Source organism: Streptomyces sp. IBSBF 3136, assembly GCF_036815105.1.
In the GTDB taxonomy this organism is placed as follows: domain Bacteria; phylum Actinomycetota; class Actinomycetes; order Streptomycetales; family Streptomycetaceae; genus Streptomyces.
Window position 1 is genome coordinate 1 of the sequence record NZ_JAJSZC010000265.1, and the last position, 17,369, is coordinate 17,369.

Below are 17,369 nucleotides of genomic sequence, written 5' to 3' on the forward strand. Positions count from 1 at the left end.
CCCCAGCCCCGTCCCCCGCCGCCGGGCCGGCCTCCTGCCCAAACTCAGGCTGCTGCGCCGGTTCCAGCTCCAGGGACGGCCCCGGTGTCGTCCGCGGGTCCAGGGCCGATCCGGCCGTCCCTCCGCTCGGCCCGCCCTCGTCCGGGCCGCACTGCTCGCCGCCGTCCGCGGGTGCCGCCCCGGGGGCGTCGGGGGGATCGGGCTCCGGTCCGGTGAGCGGGTCGCAGAGCGTGGCGGCGGTGAGCGGGCCGGCGGTGCCGGGGTCCGCCCCGGCCCATGGGTGCGCGGAGGCGGCGGGCCCGGCTATGACGAGCGCGGCCCCGGCCACGACGGCGACGGAAAGGGCTCGGGCGGTGCGGCGCATGGGGCGGGCTCCTCGGCAGGGGACGGGCGGGAACGGTCGGGGCGGCGGCCGGGCTGCGGTCGGAGGGAACGGGTGTCGTGCCCTCGCTGCCATCACAGCCCGCCGGGCGGCGCCGCGCGCGCGGCCGGGCCCCATTCGCGGGACGCGGACGGCCCAACGGGTGATCCCGGGGCCCGGTCTCGGCCGATCTGCCGCGAAAGACCCCCGCGGGCGGCCCGGACAGGTTTTCCGCACCCGGTGGAGGTGACTCGGTAACCGCTGACCGGATCGTCGGCCTCGCACTGCACCGGGGAGGTCTCCTTCATGACACCCAAGGTCTCCGATCACATCCTCGAACGCCTGCGGGCGTGGGGCGTGGAACAGGTCTTCGGTTATCCCGGGGACGGCATCAACGGGCTGCTGGCCGCCTGGGGGCGGGCCGAGGACAAGCCGCGTTTCATCCAGTCCCGGCACGAGGAGATGTCGGCCTTCGAAGCGGTCGGGTACGCGAAGTTCGGCGGCCGGCTCGGGGTGTGCGCGGCGACCTCCGGACCCGGCGCGATCCATCTGCTGAACGGTCTCTACGACGCCAAGCTGGACCACGTGCCGGTGCTGGCGATCGTCGGCCAGACGAACCGGTCCGCGATGGGCGGGTCCTATCAGCAGGAAGTGGACCTCCACACGCTCTACAAGGACGTCGCCTCGGAGTTCGTGGAGACGGTGACCGTCCCGGAGCAGCTGCCGAACGTGATCGACCGGGCGATCCGCACGGCCTGCGCCCGGCGCTGCCCGACCGCGGTGATCATCCCCGCCGACGTGCAGGAGCTCGACTACTCGCCGCCCACGCACGCGTTCAAGATGGTGCCGTCCAGCCTCGGCATGAGCGACTACACGGCGGTCCCCTCGGACGACGCGTTGCGCCGGGCCGCGGAGGTGCTCAACGAGGGGGACAAACCGGCCGTCCTGATCGGCCAGGGTGCGGCCGGGGCGGTGGCGGAGGTGCAGGAGATCGCCGAGCTGCTGGGCGCGGGCGTCGCGAAGGCGCTGCTCGGCAAGGACGTGCTCAGCGACGAACTGCCGTACGTCACCGGGCCGATCGGCCTGCTGGGCAGCCGGCCGTCGTACGAGATGATGCGTGACTGCGACACGCTGCTGACGATCGGCTCGTCGTTCCCGTACACGCAGTTCATGCCGGAGTTCGGCAAGGCGCGCGGGGTGCAGATCGACATCGACCCGCACATGGTCGGCATGCGGTTCCCGTACGAGGTGAATCTCGTCGGCGACGCGCGGGCGACCCTGCAGCGGCTGATCCCGCTGCTGCGGACCGACCGCGGCGGCCGCGAGTGGCGCGACACCGTCTGCGCGAACGTCAAGCGCTGGCACGAGACGATGGAGCGGCGGGCGGGGCTGTCGGCGGATCCGATCAACCCCGAGTACGTGGCCCGGGCGCTGGACCCGCTGCTGCCGGACAACGTGATCCTGACGTCGGACTCCGGTTCGGTGGCGAACTGGTACGCGCGGCACATCACCATGCGGCCGGGCATGCGCGGGTCGCTGTCGGGGACGCTGGCCACGATGGGGCCGGGGGTGCCGTACGCGATCGGCGCGAAGTTCGCTCATCCGGACCGGCCGGTGGTGGCGCTGGTCGGTGACGGCGCGATGCAGATGAACGGTCTGGCGGAGATGATCACGGCGGCGAAGTACCGGGACCGCTGGTCGGATCCGCGGCTGGTGGTGGGCGTGTGGAACAACCGGGACCTGAACCAGGTGACCTGGGAGATGCGCGCGATGGAGGGTTCCCCGTCCTTCCTGCCGTCCCAGGAGATCCCGGACGTGCAGTACGCGGCGTTCGCCCGCTCGCTGGGCCTGACCGGGGTGCGGGTGGAGAAGCCGGAGGACGTGGAGGCGGGCTGGCGGGCCGCCCTGGAGGCGGACGGGCCGGCGGTGATCGAGTTCCTCACCGACCCGGCCGTGCCGCCGATCCCGCCGCACGCCACCTGGGAGCAGATGGAGGCGACGGCCACGGCGATCCTCAAGGGCGACGCGGACCGCGGTTCGATGATCAGGCAGGGGCTGAAGCAGAAGGTGCAGGAGTTCCTGCCGGGTCACGGCAAGCACTAGCGAGACGGCCGGTTTCCGGCCGGGCACCCGGTGTCGGTCGCGCGGCGTCGGGTACGCGGGCCGGACCCCGAACAAGTGGAGTGAGAGATGCAGCGAGGCAGTGACCGGCTGAGCGTCCACCGGGACGACGAGATGAAGCACGAGCTGAAGGGCCTGCTGGCGTCCGGGCACCCGACGCGGGCCGAGGAGTGGCACGACCCGGAGCCGGCGGCGGACGACGACCCCGAGGTCTGGAGCGGTCCGGTCGGCGGTCTGGGGTCGCCGGCGTCCCTGGAGCGGGTGCGGCTGGAGCTGGCCCGGCACCTGGGCCGGCACTCCTTCCCGGCGGACGCCGGGGAGGCGGCCCGTGCGCTGCGGCGCGCCAACGCGCCCACCCCGCTGGTCGACGCGGTGGCCCGGCTGCCGCGCGCGGAGCGGTACGCCAATGTGCAGCAGCTGGCGGAGGCGCTGGTGGGCGAGTGACCCGGGACCAGGCGACGGAGATCGCGGCGGCCGGCAGGACCGTCGACGTCGGGCAGGCCACCACCCGGTTCCTGCTGTACGGGCTGCTGCCCGGCTGGTTCGTGCCCGGTCTGGCGGACTGGGCGCTGCACCGGCGCAGCCGGATCGAGGACACCGCCGGGACCAGGGAGTCCCTGATCCACTCCTTGATGATGGCGGAGGTCGGCCTGCCCATCGCGCTGACCCTGCGCTACGAGGTCAATCCCCTGCTGCTGGCCGTGCAGCTCGGCGCGGCGGCGGTGCACGAGGCGACGGCGCTGTGGGACGTGCGGACGGCGGTGCGCAGCGACCGCGAGGTCACGCCGCTGGAGCAGCACGTCCACAGTTTTCTCGAGTCGCTGCCGTTCGGCGCGCTGACGTCGCTGATGTGCCTGCACTCCGACCACGTCCGGTCGCTGCTGCGGGGCGGGCGGGGTGATCCGGACGCCTGGCGCCTGGTACGGCGCCGGCGGCCGCTGTCGCCCGGCTATCTGGCGGTCGTCGGCCTCGCGGTCGGCGCCTGCGTGCTGCTGCCGTACGGCGAGGAGTTGCTGCGCTGCCGACGGGCGGCGGGTGTGAGGAAGCGGCGGGCCCGGGCCGCCGAGGTGGCCGGGCCGGCCGGGAAAGGAAAGTGAGGATCATGCGTATCGCGTTTCTGGTGGCACCCGAGGGCGTCGAGCAGGTCGAGCTGACCGAGCCGTGGAAGGCGGCCTCCGACGCCGGGCACGAACCGGTGCTGGTGTCGACCGAGTCGGGCGAGATCCAGGCGTTCAACCACCTGGACAAGGGGGACACCTTCCCCGTGGACGAGGTGGTGGGCGAGACGTCGGCCGAGTCGTTCGGCGCCCTGGTCCTGCCGGGCGGGGTGGCCAATCCGGACTTCCTGCGCATGGACGACAAGGCCGTCGCGTTCGTGAAGGACTTCTTCGACCGGGGCCGTCCGGTGGCGGCCATCTGCCACGCGCCGTGGACGCTGGTGGAGGCAGGGGTCGTACGCGGCCGGGTGCTCACGTCGTGGCCGAGTCTGCGGACGGACATCGAGAACGCGGGCGGTACCTGGGTGGACGAGCAGGTGAAGATCTGCGACCACGGCTCGAACCAGCTCGTGACCAGCCGCAAGCCGGACGATCTGAAGGCGTTCTGCGACGCGTTCGTCCATGTGTTCGCGGGTGAGGTGGGCTGACCCGCCGCGCCGCCGTCACGGCCGCCGCGCCGGATTTCCACGAGGGCCGGTCCGCGTCGTTCGCGGGCCGGCCCCGGCGCGCGGCCGCCGAGGACGCGCCAAGGGCCGCCCTGGCCGCGCGAGGGGCCGCCTCAGGTGCCGGAGGCGGGCGGGGTGGCCGCTTCGCCGCAGCTCCGTTCACGGGCGCCCTCGCGGGTGCGGCCCGCGCTGACCAGGCGGCGCGGGTTGCGGCGCAGGTACTCGCCCTCCAGCTGGGCCATGCGCTCGTTGTGCGCCCGCAGCGCGTCGTTCGAGCCGTACAGGAGGGTGTCGTGGCGCGTGCGGTGGATCGTCTCCAGCTCCTTCATGAGCTGCTGGTCGTCCAGCCGGCTGGGGTCGACTCCGGTCATGGTGGTGCCCCGCTCGTCGTGGTCGTGTCCTGCCGTACGGGTGCCCGCCCGGCATGCGGTGCTCCCGGCCGGTTTCCGGGAGCCCTGGAGCGAGCCGTGGAGCGCGCGTTCCTGAACCCACTGTACGAACATCCCGGGCCCGGGGCCTGGCGGGGTCGCGGCCGCCCGCCGGGACGGTCCCGGCGGGGCTAGGGCCTGTTGCGAAAGTGGCCTCGTCGCCCGGAGGGCGGCCGCGTGCCGGGCGTCGCACGGCAGAGGACCACTTTCGCAACAGGCCCTAGCGGGCCCGTTCCACCCTGCGTTCGTCCCAGACGGGCTCCGGGGTCTCGCGGACCCGGCCGTCGCTGCCGAAGACCAGGAAGCGGTCGAAGGAGCGGGCGAACCAGCGGTCGTGGGTGACCGCGAGCACCGTGCCGTCGAACGCCTCCAGGCCCTCCTGGAGGGCTTCGGCGGATTCCAGGTCGAGGTTGTCGGTCGGCTCGTCGAGCAGCAGGGCGGTGACTCCCTGGAGCTCCAGCAGGAGGATCTGGAAGCGTGCCTGCTGGCCGCCGGAGAGCCGGTCGAAGGACTGTTCGGCCTGGCCGGTCAGCTCGTAGCGGCGCAGCCGGGACATGGCCGCGCCCCGGTCCTGGGCGTGGTCCTTCCACAGGATGTCGAGCAGGGTGCGCCCGCGCAGCTCGGGGTGGGCGTGGGTCTGGGCGAAGTGGCCGGGCACCACGCGCGCGCCGAGCTTCCACTGCCCCGTGTGCGCGACGTCCTCGCCGGCGAGCAGCCGCAGGAAGTGCGACTTGCCCGACCCGTTGGAGCCGAGCACGGCGACCCGTTCGCCGTAGAACACCTCCAGGTCGAAGGGGCGCATCAGGCCCGTGAGTTCGAGCTGGGCGCAGGTGACGGCGCGTACGCCGGTGCGGCCGCCCTTCAGGCGCATGGTGATGTCCTGCTCGCGCGGCGGCTCGGGCGGCGGCCCCGCCTCCTCGAACTTGCGCAGGCGGGTCTGCGCGGCCGCGTAGCGGGAGGCCATCTCGTGGCTGACGGCGGCGGCCTGGCGCAGGTTCAGGACGAGCTTCTTCAGCTGGGCGTGCTTCTCGTCCCAGCGGCGGCGCAGTTCCTCGAAGCGCGCGAAGCGCTCGCGGCGGGCGTCGTGGTAGGTGGCGAAGCCGCCGCCGTGCACCCAGGCGTCGGCGCCGGCCGGTCCGGGCTCCACGGAGACGATCTTCTCGGCGGCGCGGGCGAGGAGTTCGCGGTCGTGGGAGACGAACAGGACCGTCTTGCGGGTCTCCCCGAGCTGCTGCTCCAGCCAGCGCTTGCCGGGGACGTCCAGGTAGTTGTCCGGCTCGTCCAGCAGCAGCACCTCGTCGGTGCCGCGCAGCAGCGCCTCCAGGACGAGGCGTTTCTGCTCGCCGCCGGAGAGGGTGCGCACCTGCCGCCACTGGGCCCGTTCGTAGGGCATGCCGAGGGCGGCGGTGGTGCACATGTCCCACAGCGTCTCGGACTCGTAGCCGCGCGCCTCGGCCCAGTCGGCGAGGGCCTGGGCGTAGGCGAGCTGGGCGGCCTCGTCGTCGACGGTCATGATGCCGTGCTCGGCCCGGTCCACGGCCCGCGCCGCCTCGCGGATGCGCGGCGGGGCGACGGAGACGAGCAGGTCGCGCACGGTCGTCTCGTCGCGCACGGAGCCCACGAACTGGCGCATCACGCCGAGGCCGCCGCTGACGGTGACCGTGCCGCCGTGCGGCTTCAGCTCGCCGGAGATCAGCCGGAGCAGGGTGGTCTTGCCGGCGCCGTTGGGGCCGACCAGCGCGACGGTCGCGCCCTCGCCGACCCGGAAGGAGACATCGCCGAGCAGCGTCCTGCCGTCGGGGAGGTGGTATTCGAGGTGCGCGGCTTCCAGATGTCCCATGAGGGGGCATTCTGCGGGGCGTCCCCGACCTGGGGCAAACGCTTATCCGGCCGGGTCCACGGGCTGCCCGGCCGGACCGCCCTCCCCCGCCGGTACGACGGTGGCGCCGGCCCACGACAGCGCCTTCCAGCCGTCGGCGGGCGAGCCGTCCAGGACCACCACGCCGGTGTTGGCCAGCGGGCGGGCGGCGGCGAAGGCCACGTCGACGTTGGCGGCGCGGGCGGCGGTCCACATGCGGATGGCGGCGCCGTGGCTGACCATCGCGACGCCGGCGGCGCCGCTCGCAGCGGCCTCGGCGACCACCTCGTCGTAGCGGGCCAGCGCCTCCTCGCCGCTCTCCCCGCCGGGGATCCGGAGCGTGAGGTCCCCGGCCGCCCAGGCGAACACGGTGCGCAGGTACCGCTCGCCCTCCGGGGAGCCCCCCGGCCGCATCTCCAGGTCGCCCGCCGACACCTCGCGCAGGCCGGCGCGGACGACCGTCTCCAGACCGCGGACGGCGGCCAGCGGGGCGGCGGTGAGCCGGGCGCGCAGCAGGTCGGAGGCGTAGACGGCCTCGATGTGCTCGCCGGCGAGGGCCTCGGGCAGGGCGGCGGCCTGCTGTGCGCCGAGCGGGGTCAGACCCGGTCCGGGGGCGGCGGTGTCCAGCAGCCGGTCCAGGTTGGAGGGGGTCTGGCCGTGCCGGACGAGCAGCAGGCGCATCGAGTGTCTCCTCCGTCGCGGCGGGGTCAGGCGGTCGGCGTACACGAGCACAAGAAACGGCGGCTTCAGGGTAACCGCACCCCATGAGTCCAGACGTCGACCTGACCGCCGTCCCCAAGAGCGGCCGGCACGCCCTGCGGGCGCTGCTGGCCGCCGACACCCGGTTGTTCGAGGCGGCCGCCGCGTGGCACTGGCCCGGTGCCGAGCGGGTGCTGCCGAGGCTGAGCCGGAGCGCGAACCACGGGGTGCTGTGGTTCGCGGCGGCCGCCGCGATCGCGGCCAGCCGGACGCCGCGGGCCCGGCGGGCCGCCACCCGCGGGATCGCCTCCCTGAGCCTGGCCTCCCTGACCATCAACACGCTCGGCAAGCGGTCGGTGCGCCGCGCCCGGCCGGTGCTGGACGCGGTGCCGGCCGTGCGGCAGCTCAAGCGGCAGCCGATCACCACGTCCTTCCCGTCGGGGCACGCCGCCTCCGCGGCCGCCTTCGCGGCCGGTGTGGCCCTTGAGTCGCCGCACTGGGGTGCGGTGGTGGCGCCCGTGGCGGTCTCGGTGGCCATGTCACGGGTGTACACGGGTGTGCACTTCCCGAGCGACGTGCTGGCGGGGGCGGCGCTCGGCGCGGGCGCGGCGTTCGCCGTCCGGGGCCTGGTGCCGACGCGCGCCCAGATCACCCCGCCGCCTCGGCCCCGGGCCGAGGCCGCGGCCCTGCCCGAGGGCGAGGGGCTCGTGGTCGTGGCCAACCGCGCCTCGGGCTCCTCCGACCGGGTGAGCGTCCTGCAGGCGGCGCTGCCCGGCGCGGAGATCGTGGAGTGCGCACCGCAGGACGTGCCGGCCGAGCTGGAGAAGGCGGCCGCGCGGGCGCGGGCGCTCGGGGTGTGCGGGGGCGACGGCACGGTGAACGCGGCGGCCGCGGTGGCGCTGCGGCACGGCCTGCCGCTGGCGGTGCTGCCCGGGGGCACGCTCAACCACTTCGCCTACGACCTGCGTCTTGAGGACGAGCGCAAGGTCGCCGACGCCGTGCGCGCGGGCGAGGCGGTCCGCGTGGACGTGGGCCGGTTCACCACCGGGCAGCGGGAGGGCATCTTCATCAACACGTTCAGCCTGGGCGTCTACCCGGAGCTGGTACGGGAGCGGGAGCGCTGGTCCTCGCGGATCGGCGGCTGGCCGGCCGGGGTGCTCGGGGCGCTGAAGGTGCTGCGCGCCGACCGGCACCCGCTGGAGGTCGAGCTCGGCGGACGGCAGCACCCGCTGTGGCTGCTGTTCGTGGGCAACGGCGTCTACCACCGGATGGGGCTCGCGCCCGGCCGCCGTACGGACCTGGCGGACGGGCTGCTGGACGTACGGGTCGTGCACGGCAGCCGCAGGCCCGCGCTGCGGCTGCTGGCAGCGGCGGCGGCCGGCCCGCTCACCCGGTCGCCCGCGCACGCGGCGGTGCAGCTGAACCGGCTGCGGCTGACCGGCCTCGCGCCGGGCACGCCCTTGGCGTACGACGGCGAGGTGACCGAGGTCGAGGGCGACGTGCTGGTGGAGAAGCTGCCGGAGGCGCTGACGGTGTACCGGCCGCTGAGCTGACGGGCACCGGGGTCCGCCCTTGACTCCACCCTGACACCCATGGCTCGTCCATATATTGATACGCCGGTCTCATCATTCGGCACATCCGCGTACTGTCGGCGTACCGCGCCACGGGGCCGCACGGTCCCCGGCAGCGGTCCGTCGACGAGGGGCGAAGGGGCACAGCCATGCCGAGAGCGCAGGGGACCGAACCGCACGAGACCGCCGTCTACACGCACGGACACCACGAGTCCGTGCTGCGGTCGCACACCTGGCGGACCGCCGCCAACTCCGCCGGCTACCTGCTGGGCGTCCTCAAGCCCCACATGCGGATCCTGGACATCGGCTGCGGTCCCGGCACCATCACCGCCGACCTGGCGGAACTGGTGCCCGACGGCCATGTCACCGGCGTCGACCACGCGCCCGGCATCCTGGACCGGGCCCGGGAGACCGCCGCCGGGCGCGGCCTGGCCAACGTGGACTTCGCGGTCGCCGACGTGCACCGGCTGGACTACCCGGACGACACGTTCTGCGTCGTCCACGCCCACCAGGTGCTGCAGCACGTCGGCGACCCGGTGCGGGCCCTGCGCGAGATGGTCCGCGTGACGAGGCCGGGCGGGTTCGTCGCCGTGCGCGACGCCGACTACGCGGCGATGACCTGGTACCCGGCGGTGCCGGGCCTCGACGACTGGCTGGACCTGTACGAGCGCGTCGCCCGCGCCAACGGCGGCGAACCCGACGCCGGGCGCCGGCTGAAGGCCTGGGCACTGGCCGCGGGACTGACGGACATCACGGCCACCTCCGCCACCTGGACGTTCGCCACGCCCGAGGAACGGGCCTGGTGGAGCGGGCTGTGGGCGGACCGCACCCTGGCCTCGGCCTACGCCGGGCGGGCCACCGGCGGCGGCCACGCCACACCGGACCTGCTGGCGGCGGTGTCCGCGGCGTGGCGGGAGTGGGGGCGCCGGGAGGACGGCTGGTTCTCGGTCCTGCACGGGGAGATCCTGTGCCGCAAGCAGGGGTGGGGGGGGGGGGGGGGGGGGGGGGGGGGGGGGGGGGGGGGGGGGGGGGGNCCTGGTTGTAATGGTGGGGGAATGGGGGGGGGGCGGGGGGGGCGCCCCCCGCCCCCCCCCCACCCCTGACAGTCAGGCGGCGGGCCCCCGCCACGCCCGGCTCACTCCCGGGGCAGCAGCGGGCCGAGCGGTCCGAGGTCCAGGTTCAGGTCCTCGGGCCGCAGGCCGTAGCGGTCACGCAGCTCCGCCATGCGCTCCTCCAGCAGCATCAGGGTGAGCCCGATCCGCTCCTCCTGCTCCTCGGTCAGGTCGCCGGTGTCGAAGCGGCGCACCGCCTGCCGTTCCATCAGCTGGCGCAGCAGCTCGACCACGGTCAGGACCAGCTTCACCAGGTCCCGCTCCACCGTGTCGGGCTCCAGGTCCAGCCGGTTGCGCTGGGTCGTCATCGGGGCTCCTCACCGTGCGGCCGGGCCGCGGGCAGCAGCTCGAAGGGCGAGGGGACCGACTCGTTCACGGAGCTGATCAGCGCGTTCAGGTCGATGCGCACGAGATCGACGTCCGCGATCCGCAGCGTGATGTCGCCGGTGATCACCACCCCGCCGGCCAGCAGCCGGTCGAGCAGGTCCACCAGGGCGATCTCGCGGCGCTCGATGACGGTCACCGGTCCTCCCCGCTGAACGAGTAGGCGGCCCAGGGCCCGGTGAGCTCCACGCGGACGCCGGGCACCTCGCCCTTCGTGCGGTCCACGAGTTCCACGAACTCCTCCGAGTCGGCCCGGCTCACCAGATAGGCGGCGTTGAGCACGTTCTGCCCCGGCGTCCCGGACAGCGCGGAGTTCTGCGGCGGATGCAGCCGGGCGTCCTCGGCGCGCCGGGTGAGCCGCTCGTGCAGGGTCTCGGCGAAGGTCTCGGCGGTACGCCATTTCTCCTCGTGCGCGTGCGTGGACTCACGCCGCCTGCGCAGGTAGTCGCGGCCGCTGGCGGGCCGCGCCGCGGCCGGCGCGGCGACCTGCGCCTCCTGACGCTCGCTCTCCACGTACACCTTGACGCCCCACTCGACCCGTCCCTCCAGTCGGTCGAGGATGCGCCGGAAGTCGTCCTCCCGGGACTCGATCATCGTGCGCACCCCGCTGTCGTCCCGGAAGACGGTGGCCAGCCGCAGCGGCACCGGGGTGGTGACCGTCGTCAGCGCGTCGATCACGCCCTGGTGGGCGCGGGCGGTGGCCGACAGCCAGTCCAGGTCCTCCAGACGGGACCGCAGGGACTCCTCGCTGAAATCGTGCTCCGGGACCGTGCTGACGACCGCCACGAGACCGTGGTGGTGCAGCAGCGCCGGCGGTGCGCCCCCGATGCCCGTGAGTTCGGCCTGCAGGGGCGCACCGAGGGGACGGCACACGGCGTAGACGTAGCGCAGTCCGGTCATGGGGCCTCCTCGCGCGCGTGGCCGGTCTCCAGCTCCTCCAGGCGCGCCAGCCTCTCCCTGAGCTCGGCGTTCTCCCGGGTCAGCTCGTCCCTGCGGGCGCGCGAGGAGAGGGCGGGATCGGTCTCCCACCAGTCAATGCCCATCTCCTTGGCCTTGTCGACCGAGGCGACGATGAGCCGCAGCTTGATGGTGAGCAGTTCGATGTCGAGCAGGTTGATCCGGATGTCTCCCGCGATGACGACGCCCTTGTCGAGCACGCGCTCCAGGATGTCGGCGAGGTTGGCCCCGCCCCCGGAGCCGTAGGGCTCCGGGAAACGGCCGGACCGCTCGGGAGGGAACCGGTTTGGGGTCGTCATCGACGGCTCCCGCCGCCCCCGGCGTACTCCGGTTCCTCCTCGTCCTCGTACTCCTCCTCGTCGGCCTCGCCGGCCTCGCCGCCCTCGTCGGCCTCCTCGTCGTACTCCTGCTCGCTCTCCGGGGCCTCCTCGCCGTACGGCTCGTCGTCCGCCTCGCCCTCGTACTCCCCGGCGTCCTCGTCGGCCTCGGCGTCCTCTTCCTCGTACGGCTCCTCGGCCTCGTCCTCGGCCTCGTACTCGTCGGACTCCTCGCCCTCCTCGCCCTCCTCGGGCTCAGCGGACTCCTGGTCCTCCGGCTCCTCGGAACCCTCGTCCTCGGACTCCTGGGCCTCCTGCTCCTCCTCGGCCACCGCGTCCTCGTGGCTCTTGACGACCTCGCCGTCGCGGATCTCGCCGCGCCAGCCGTCCTCCGCCTCGCCCTTGATGCTGATGTGGCGGGCGAAGTGCTTCAGGTCGAGCCTGGCCCTGCGGCCCTGGGCACGCCAGATGTTGCCCGTCTTCTCGAAGAGACCGCTCGGGTAGTACTCCATGACCAGCAGCACCCGGGTGAGGTTCTCCCCCAGCGGGTGGAAGGTGACGACACCCTTGACGGTGCCCTTGGCGCCCTCGGACGTCCACTGGATGCGGTAGTCGGGCACCTGCTCGGTGGTGTGCGCCTTCCAGCTGCGGCTGGACCAGAAGATCTTGGCCTGCCAGTCGGAGTCGGTGTCGCTCGCGCGGCTGGCGCTCTTGACGCCCTTGGCGAAGTTCGAGAAGTCCTGGTACTGCGTCCACTGGTCGTAGGCGGTCCGTACCGGCACGCCGACGTCGATGGACTCGATGATGACGGTGGGCTTGTTGCCCCCGCCGCCCTTCTTCTTGCCCTTGCCGCCGCCTATGTTCTTGACCGCGTTCATCACGTTGTCCTTCGCCCGGGAGGCCCCGAGTTCGAGCGCGGAGCGCAGCGGGCCCTTGCCCTCGGCCAGCTTGCGTCCACCGTCGAGAGCGAGCTTGGCGAAGCCGGGGCTCTTGCCGTCGGCTATGTCGTTGAGCTTGAGCGTCGTCTCGCCCAGCTTGCGGCCGAGGCCGGACAGCATCCGCTCGGCCTGAGCGGACAGGTAGTCCTGCACCTCGCCCTTGAGCCGGTCGGCGGCCTCGCTGTGCACGAGGTCGGCGACCGGGTTGTCCTTCGCGCCGCCCGTGGCCTTGCCGGCCGCGGAGCCGAGCGGCCCCGTCGTCGACGTCATCGGTCGTCACCGCCCTTCGCCTGCCGGGACCCGCCGCCGCGGCTGCCGCCGCCCGCCGAGGCCGTCTTCTTGGCGGCCGTCTTGCGGGCCGCTCCCGTCTTCTTGGCCGGTGTCTTGGACGCGGCCTTCTTCGCGGTGGACGTGCCGGACGCCTTCTTCGCCGGGGCCTTCTGGGCGGCCTTCTTGCGCGGCCGCTCCTCCCGCCGGGCCTCGGAGCCGTCCTCGTCGTCCTGCCCGTCGCCGGAGCCGCCCTCGTCGTCGCGCCGGCCACCGGAGGTGTCGGCGTCCCCGCTGTCCTCGGTGTCGTCGCGCGGCTCTTCGTCCCCGGTGTCCTCCTGCGGCTCCTCCTCGTCGGAGCCGCCGCCGGAGAGCCGGTCGCGCACGTCGGAGGTCCGGCTGCGCAGCCGGTCGGCGAGCGCGTTCATCTGCCGCTCCGCCATCGCGCCCGTGGCGGCCTTGCCGACACCCCGCATGTCCTGGCGCAGCTGGTCCCCGATCTCCTTGAACTGGGGGTTGTCGCGCAGCTGCTGCTGGAGCAGTTCGCCGAGTGCGCGCGGGGTGAGGTTCAGCTTCTTCCCGGCCACGACGGAGCCGACCGCGAGGGCCATTTTGAGTTTCTTCGTGCGTCCCAGCATGTATCCGGCCCCTATCGCGAGGCCGAGCGCTGTTCGGTTCATGATGCCGTCCCGTCGCCTGTGGTTTCGCCGGAGCGCAGGGCGTTCTCCAGCCGGTCGAGCAGCTCGTCCTCGACCTGGTCGAACTCCTCCTCAGTGATCTCGCCCGCCTCCAGACGCTCTTCGAGGCGGGCGAGTTCGGCCCGTACGGTGGCGGGGTCGTAGTAGATCCTTTCCGCCTCCTGGAGCACCTGTCTGATCGCCCACGCGCTGCCGCGCACCGGTGCGAACGGCAGCAGCAGCACCTCGCTGATCAGTCCCATGGTGTCCTCCTTCCGCTCGGGCCCGGGCGCTAGTGCGTCCCGGCGTCCACGCCCGCATGGGTGCTCGCCGGCTCGGCCGGGCCGGGCTCGACGAAGCTGTACGGCGGGAGCGGGCCGTTGACGCGCAGCTCCAGGTGGGGGTGGCTGTCGCGGACCTGCTCCACGGAGGCCAGGAAGTTCTCGGCCGAGTCCCGGTCCACCAGGAACGAGACGTTCAGCAGCCAGCCGCTGGACTCGGGGCCCACGCTCACGGCGGCGGCTCCCGGGGCCAACAGGCCCTGGACCTCGGTGGCGTCCTCGCCCTCCTTGGTCTTGACGGCGGCCGCGACCATCTCACCGAGGCGGATCTTGTCGTCGTAACCGCCGCCGCCCGCACGCCGGTTGTCCTCGGCGAGGGTGCGCAGGTCCGCGTTCTCGGCCATCACCAGGTGCAGCACGGCCTCCTCGACGTGGGTGGCCTTGACGTTGTACTCGACCTTGTTGTCGAGCTCGCGCAGCCGCTCCTGGTAGTGCGCGGAGCGCTCGGTGAGCACCTCGCACACGGCGTCGTCGTCCGTGGCGACGCTGCCGAAGCGCATCGGCAGCACACAGCCGGCCGCGCCGGCCTCGGCCAGCACGTTCTGGTGGGCGAGCAGGTCCCGTCGCTTGGGGCGCAGGTCCTCGGGAGCGTCACTGACCACGGCGGCCAGGTCACCCGCGGTGAGGACGCGCACCGGGCGGGCGGGCTCGCCCACGCCGGTCATGCCCTCCGGGAGCGTGGGGTGGGACCGTGCGGTGATCCCGTAGACGTACGTGCTCACTCCTGCTCCTCCTTACGGCGTGACGCGGTCCTGCGCTGACGCGGCCGTTCCTCGGACTGACCCTCGTCCCGGGCCTTGCCGAAGGCGTCGGACACGGTCTGCGCGGCGCCGGACAGCGCGCCCTTGGACTTGCCCTTGGCGCCGGACTCGGTGATCTCGCCGACGAGGTCGGGCAGGCCCGGGCTCTTGTGCGGCCCGGACTCCAGGTCCAGGCGGTTGCACGCCTCGGCGAAGCGCAGATACGTGTCCACGCTGGCCACGACGACACGGACGTCGATCTTCAGGATCTCGATGCCTACCAGGGAGACACGCACGAAGGCATCGATGACGAGCCCCCTGTCGAGAACCAGCTCTAGGACGTCGTAGAGGCCACTGCTGCCGCCTCCGCCGCCGCTCTGCTGTGCCGGTACAACGGTCATGCCGGCCATTCCTCCTTGTGGGTGATCTCTTGTGGGTGGTCTGTTGCGCGGTGTACGCGTTCTGTTCCGTGCGGGTGGGACACGTCCGGACCGGCCTAGCGGCCGCCCCTGCGGGCGTCGGCCCGGCCGCGTTCGTAGCGGCGGATGCGCCGGTACCCGGTGAGCTGACCCTCCGCGTCGAGGTCGACCTGGTAGCCGGCCATCAGGCTCATCGTGTCCGGGACCCGCTCGAGTTCGAGGACCTCGACCTCGAGCGACCATCCGTCGTCGGTCTGCTCGAAGGAGGACACCGACTCGGGTACGAGGCCGGTGAGTTCGGCGAGCTGAGCCCGTGCCTGGCGCAGGATCTCCATGGGAGTGGGCCGCCGGCCGGCGTCCCTTTCCTTGCCGGGCCGGGAATCCTCTTCCTTCTTGGGCTGGGAATCCTCCGAGTCCTGGGGTTCCTGTGAACTCTGCGATTGGGATGTGTTCTTTGTGTTCGACATGGCCACCTCTACCTGCGGGTGGCCGCTCCTCCTCCCGGCCAAACATCGAGAAGGCATCGAGAGCACAGCAGTCCACGGAACCGCAGGTCAGCGGAGTGCCCTCACCGCACGACCGCCTCTTCCACCAGCAGTTTCGCCGCTGCCTCGATGCCGGCCGCGTCGATGCCGGCCGCGTGCAGCTGCTCGTCGGGCGCGGCCGAGCCCGGCATGGTGCTCACCGCGAGCCGGACCAGGCGGGGCACGGGCCGGCCGTCGGCGAACGCCTCCGCGACCGCGTCGCCGAGGCCGCCCTGCTCGTGGTGGTCCTCGACGGTCATGAGGCAGCCGGTCTCCTCGGCGGCCCGGCGCAGTGTCTCGGCGTCGACCGGCTTGACGGAGTACAGGTCGATCACCCGGACCGCGATGCCGTCCTGTTCGAGCCGGTCCGCGGCGGCCAGCGCCTCGTGCACGGTGACACCGGCCGCGACGACGGTCAGCCGGTCCCGCTCCCCCGCGCGCAGCACCTTGCTGCCGCCGACCGGGAACTCCTCCTCCGGACCGTAGATCACCCTGTTCTTGCCGCGCGAGGTGCGCAGGTAGCGGATGCCGTCGAGGCCGGCCATCTCCGCGACCAGCCGGGCCGTCTGGTTGGCGTCGCACGGGTAGAGCACGGTCGAGCCGTAGACGGACCGGAACATCGCCAGGTCCTCCAGGCCCATCTGCGAGGGGCCGTCCTGGCCGATCGCGACGCCCGCGTGCGAGCCGACCAGGTTGATCCCGGAGCCGCTGATCGAGGCCATGCGCACGAAGTCGTGGGCGCGGCTGAAGAAGGCCGCGAACGTCGAGGCGTACGGCACCCAGCCGCGGGTCGCCAGGCCCACGGCGGCGGCGACGAGCTGCTGCTCGGCGATGTAGCACTCGAAGAAGCGGTCGGGGTGCTCCTTGCCGAACTCCTCGGTCCGGGTGGAGTCGCCGACCTCGCCGTCGAGGGCGACGACGTCGCCGCGCGCGGTGCCGAGCGCGGCGAGCGCCGCGCCGAAGGCGTCCCGGGTGGCGACCTCGTCGCCCAGGTCGTAGCGCGGGAGCCGGAGGACCTCGGTGGTGGCCGAGCGCAGCGCGGCGGCGCCGGACGGCTCGTTCACGCGGACCCGCAGGTCGCGGGGGCCGCCGAGTTCGGCGATGGCGTCGTCGGCCTCCGGCAGGGGCTTGCCGTGCAGGCCCTCGCGGTCCTCGACCGCGGCGACCCCCTTGCCCTTCAGGGTGCGGGCGAGGATCACCGTGGGCTGGCCGGTGGTGGAGATCGCCTCGCCGTAGGCGCGATCGATCTTGTCGACGTCGTGCCCGTCGATCTCGATGGTGTGCCAGCCGAACGCCTGGAAGCGGCGGGCGTAGGCGTCCAGGTCGTGGCCGTGCCGGGTGGGTCCGCGCTGGCCGAGCCGGTTGACGTCGACGATGGCGGTCAGGTTGTCCAGGTGCTCGTACGAGGCGTGCTCGGCGGCCTCCCAGATCGAGCCCTCGGCCAGCTCGCTGTCCCCGCACAGCACCCAGACGCGGTAGTCGGCACGGTCCAGGCGCTTGCCGGCGAGGGCGATGCCGACGCCGACCGGCAGGCCCTGGCCGAGCGAGCCGGTGGCGGTCTCCACCCAGGGCAGCCTGCGCGGGGTGGGGTGCCCCTCCATGCGGCTGCCGAGCTTGCGGAAGGTCAGCAGCTCGCCGTCCTCGACGGCGCCGGCCGCCTTGTAGGCGGAGTAGAGCAGCGGCGAGGCGTGTCCCTTGGAGAGGACGAAGCGGTCGTTGGCGGGGTTCTCGGGGCGCTCGAAGTCGTAGCGGAGGTGGTGGGCGAAGAGCACGGCCAGCAGGTCCGCGGCGGACATCGAGGAGGTCGGGTGCCCGGAGCCCGCCGCGGCGGCGGCCCGTACGCTGTCCACGCGCAACTGCTGGCCGAGGGCGACGAGTTCGTCGGTGTTCATGTGTCTCCTTCTGCTTCTGGGTCTGCTTGTGGTGGTGCTTGGGCTGCTGCCTGTGCGGGTGCTTCCGCTTCTGCCGGGGCGGGGCCGGAGGGCCTCGCCC

General features: G+C 73.2%; 19 protein-coding genes and 2 pseudogenes. 6 read left to right on the forward strand and 15 right to left on the reverse strand.

The annotated features are described in order from the left end of the window. Positions 1 to 364, reverse strand: a pseudogene (locus V7E45_RS35310) (hypothetical protein); the annotation flags it as partial. A gap of 303 nt (positions 365 to 667) precedes the next feature. Here V7E45_RS35310 and V7E45_RS35315 point away from each other — a divergent pair. The 4 genes from V7E45_RS35315 (at position 668) to V7E45_RS35330 (ending at position 4,127) form a co-directional block, all read left to right on the forward strand. Next, positions 668 to 2,464, forward strand: coding sequence for a thiamine pyrophosphate-requiring protein (locus V7E45_RS35315; protein WP_333778351.1), 1,797 nt, complete (start codon positions 668 to 670; stop codon positions 2,462 to 2,464). Positions 2,465 to 2,551: 87 nt separating this feature from the next. After that, a complete protein-coding gene (locus V7E45_RS35320; RefSeq protein ID WP_333778352.1) occupies positions 2,552 to 2,926 on the forward strand; it encodes a DUF2795 domain-containing protein in 375 nt (124 codons plus the stop codon). Continuing rightward, complete coding sequence (locus V7E45_RS35325) at positions 2,923 to 3,579, forward strand: diguanylate cyclase (RefSeq protein WP_333778353.1); 657 nt, start codon at positions 2,923 to 2,925, stop codon at positions 3,577 to 3,579. Before V7E45_RS35320 ends, V7E45_RS35325 begins: the two co-directional genes overlap by 4 nt. Before the next feature lie 5 nt (positions 3,580 to 3,584). Next, positions 3,585 to 4,127 carry a type 1 glutamine amidotransferase domain-containing protein gene (locus tag V7E45_RS35330; protein WP_333778355.1) on the forward strand — a complete coding sequence of 181 codons (543 nt, stop codon included), beginning with the start codon at positions 3,585 to 3,587 and terminating at the stop codon, positions 4,125 to 4,127. A gap of 131 nt (positions 4,128 to 4,258) precedes the next feature. On the opposite strand, the gene V7E45_RS35335 is transcribed toward V7E45_RS35330, so the two are convergent. The 3 genes from V7E45_RS35335 to V7E45_RS35345 form a co-directional block, all read right to left on the reverse strand. Beyond that, positions 4,259 to 4,516 (reverse strand): DUF6158 family protein, encoded by a 258-nt coding sequence (locus V7E45_RS35335; protein ID WP_333778371.1) that lies wholly within the window; start codon positions 4,514 to 4,516, stop codon positions 4,259 to 4,261. A 277-nt stretch (positions 4,517 to 4,793) separates the two neighbouring features. Next, positions 4,794 to 6,413: an ABC-F family ATP-binding cassette domain-containing protein gene (locus V7E45_RS35340; RefSeq protein ID WP_333778356.1), complete on the reverse strand. Its 1,620-nt coding sequence runs from the start codon at positions 6,411 to 6,413 to the stop codon at positions 4,794 to 4,796. Positions 6,414 to 6,455: 42 nt separating this feature from the next. Continuing rightward, positions 6,456 to 7,112 carry a histidine phosphatase family protein gene (locus V7E45_RS35345; protein ID WP_333778357.1) on the reverse strand — a complete coding sequence of 219 codons (657 nt, stop codon included), beginning with the start codon at positions 7,110 to 7,112 and terminating at the stop codon, positions 6,456 to 6,458. A gap of 83 nt (positions 7,113 to 7,195) precedes the next feature. Here V7E45_RS35345 and V7E45_RS35350 point away from each other — a divergent pair, with 83 nt between their 5' ends. Both V7E45_RS35350 and V7E45_RS35355 read left to right on the forward strand, forming a co-directional pair. Beyond that, a complete protein-coding gene (locus V7E45_RS35350) occupies positions 7,196 to 8,683 on the forward strand; it encodes a bifunctional phosphatase PAP2/diacylglycerol kinase family protein (protein ID WP_333778358.1) in 1,488 nt (495 codons plus the stop codon). Positions 8,684 to 8,850: 167 nt separating this feature from the next. Then, positions 8,851 to 9,681 (forward strand): annotated as a pseudogene (locus V7E45_RS35355) (class I SAM-dependent methyltransferase); the annotation flags it as partial. Positions 9,682 to 9,836: 155 nt separating this feature from the next. On the opposite strand, the gene V7E45_RS35360 reads toward V7E45_RS35355, so the two are convergent. The 11 genes from V7E45_RS35360 to V7E45_RS35410 form a co-directional block, all read right to left on the reverse strand. Further along, a complete protein-coding gene (locus tag V7E45_RS35360) occupies positions 9,837 to 10,121 on the reverse strand; it encodes a gas vesicle protein K (RefSeq protein ID WP_333778360.1) in 285 nt (94 codons plus the stop codon). Further along, positions 10,118 to 10,336: a gas vesicle protein gene (locus V7E45_RS35365; protein WP_333778361.1), complete on the reverse strand. Its 219-nt coding sequence runs from the start codon at positions 10,334 to 10,336 to the stop codon at positions 10,118 to 10,120. Before V7E45_RS35365 ends, V7E45_RS35360 begins: the two co-directional genes overlap by 4 nt. Next, positions 10,333 to 11,097, reverse strand: a complete 765-nt coding sequence (locus V7E45_RS35370) for a GvpL/GvpF family gas vesicle protein (protein ID WP_333778362.1) — start codon at positions 11,095 to 11,097, stop codon at positions 10,333 to 10,335. The genes V7E45_RS35365 and V7E45_RS35370 overlap by 4 nt, the downstream gene beginning before the upstream one ends. Then, entirely contained in the window at positions 11,094 to 11,453 is a 360-nt protein-coding gene (locus V7E45_RS35375; RefSeq protein WP_333778363.1) for a gas vesicle protein, read from the reverse strand. Before V7E45_RS35375 ends, V7E45_RS35370 begins: the two co-directional genes overlap by 4 nt. Then, a complete protein-coding gene (locus V7E45_RS35380) occupies positions 11,450 to 12,679 on the reverse strand; it encodes an SRPBCC family protein (RefSeq protein WP_333778364.1) in 1,230 nt (409 codons plus the stop codon). The genes V7E45_RS35375 and V7E45_RS35380 overlap by 4 nt, the downstream gene beginning before the upstream one ends. Then, positions 12,676 to 13,356, reverse strand: a complete 681-nt coding sequence (locus V7E45_RS35385; RefSeq protein ID WP_333778365.1) for a DNA primase — start codon at positions 13,354 to 13,356, stop codon at positions 12,676 to 12,678. The genes V7E45_RS35380 and V7E45_RS35385 overlap by 4 nt, the downstream gene beginning before the upstream one ends. Further along, the gene (locus tag V7E45_RS35390) at positions 13,353 to 13,616 is read right to left on the reverse strand and encodes a gas vesicle protein GvpG (RefSeq protein ID WP_333778366.1); all 264 of its coding nucleotides are present in this window, start codon (positions 13,614 to 13,616) and stop codon (positions 13,353 to 13,355) included. The genes V7E45_RS35385 and V7E45_RS35390 overlap by 4 nt, the downstream gene beginning before the upstream one ends. A gap of 29 nt (positions 13,617 to 13,645) precedes the next feature. Then, positions 13,646 to 14,416, reverse strand: a complete 771-nt coding sequence (locus V7E45_RS35395; RefSeq protein WP_333778367.1) for a GvpL/GvpF family gas vesicle protein — start codon at positions 14,414 to 14,416, stop codon at positions 13,646 to 13,648. After that, on the reverse strand, positions 14,413 to 14,835 hold the full coding sequence (locus V7E45_RS35400; protein WP_333778368.1) for a gas vesicle structural protein GvpA: 423 nt from the start codon (positions 14,833 to 14,835) through the stop codon (positions 14,413 to 14,415). Before V7E45_RS35400 ends, V7E45_RS35395 begins: the two co-directional genes overlap by 4 nt. Positions 14,836 to 14,930: 95 nt before the next feature. After that, the gene (locus V7E45_RS35405; protein ID WP_333778369.1) at positions 14,931 to 15,320 is read right to left on the reverse strand and encodes a gas vesicle protein GvpO; all 390 of its coding nucleotides are present in this window, start codon (positions 15,318 to 15,320) and stop codon (positions 14,931 to 14,933) included. A 101-nt stretch (positions 15,321 to 15,421) separates the two neighbouring features. Continuing rightward, a partial coding sequence (locus V7E45_RS35410; RefSeq protein ID WP_333778370.1) for a transketolase occupies positions 15,422 to 17,369 on the reverse strand: 1,948 nt, incomplete at its 5' end.

Bases quoted from the DNA above. Each gene is read 5' to 3' on its own strand.
- V7E45_RS35315 (WP_333778351.1), top strand. From the start codon at position 668: ATGACACCCAAGGTCTCCGATCACATCCTCGAACGCCTGCGGGCGTGG.
- V7E45_RS35320 (WP_333778352.1), top strand. From the start codon at position 2,552: ATGCAGCGAGGCAGTGACCGGCTGAGCGTCCACCGGGACGACGAGATG.
- V7E45_RS35330 (WP_333778355.1), top strand. From the start codon at position 3,585: ATGCGTATCGCGTTTCTGGTGGCACCCGAGGGCGTCGAGCAGGTCGAG.
- V7E45_RS35335 (WP_333778371.1), bottom strand. From the start codon at position 4,516: ATGACCGGAGTCGACCCCAGCCGGCTGGACGACCAGCAGCTCATGAAG.
- V7E45_RS35340 (WP_333778356.1), bottom strand. From the start codon at position 6,413: ATGGGACATCTGGAAGCCGCGCACCTCGAATACCACCTCCCCGACGGC.
- V7E45_RS35345 (WP_333778357.1), bottom strand. From the start codon at position 7,112: ATGCGCCTGCTGCTCGTCCGGCACGGCCAGACCCCCTCCAACCTGGAC.
- V7E45_RS35350 (WP_333778358.1), top strand. From the start codon at position 7,196: ATGAGTCCAGACGTCGACCTGACCGCCGTCCCCAAGAGCGGCCGGCAC.
- V7E45_RS35360 (WP_333778360.1), bottom strand. From the start codon at position 10,121: ATGACGACCCAGCGCAACCGGCTGGACCTGGAGCCCGACACGGTGGAG.
- V7E45_RS35370 (WP_333778362.1), bottom strand. From the start codon at position 11,097: ATGACCGGACTGCGCTACGTCTACGCCGTGTGCCGTCCCCTCGGTGCG.
- V7E45_RS35375 (WP_333778363.1), bottom strand. From the start codon at position 11,453: ATGACGACCCCAAACCGGTTCCCTCCCGAGCGGTCCGGCCGTTTCCCG.
- V7E45_RS35380 (WP_333778364.1), bottom strand. From the start codon at position 12,679: ATGACGTCGACGACGGGGCCGCTCGGCTCCGCGGCCGGCAAGGCCACG.
- V7E45_RS35385 (WP_333778365.1), bottom strand. From the start codon at position 13,356: ATGAACCGAACAGCGCTCGGCCTCGCGATAGGGGCCGGATACATGCTG.
- V7E45_RS35390 (WP_333778366.1), bottom strand. From the start codon at position 13,616: ATGGGACTGATCAGCGAGGTGCTGCTGCTGCCGTTCGCACCGGTGCGC.
- V7E45_RS35400 (WP_333778368.1), bottom strand. From the start codon at position 14,835: ATGACCGTTGTACCGGCACAGCAGAGCGGCGGCGGAGGCGGCAGCAGT.
- V7E45_RS35405 (WP_333778369.1), bottom strand. From the start codon at position 15,320: ATGTCGAACACAAAGAACACATCCCAATCGCAGAGTTCACAGGAACCC.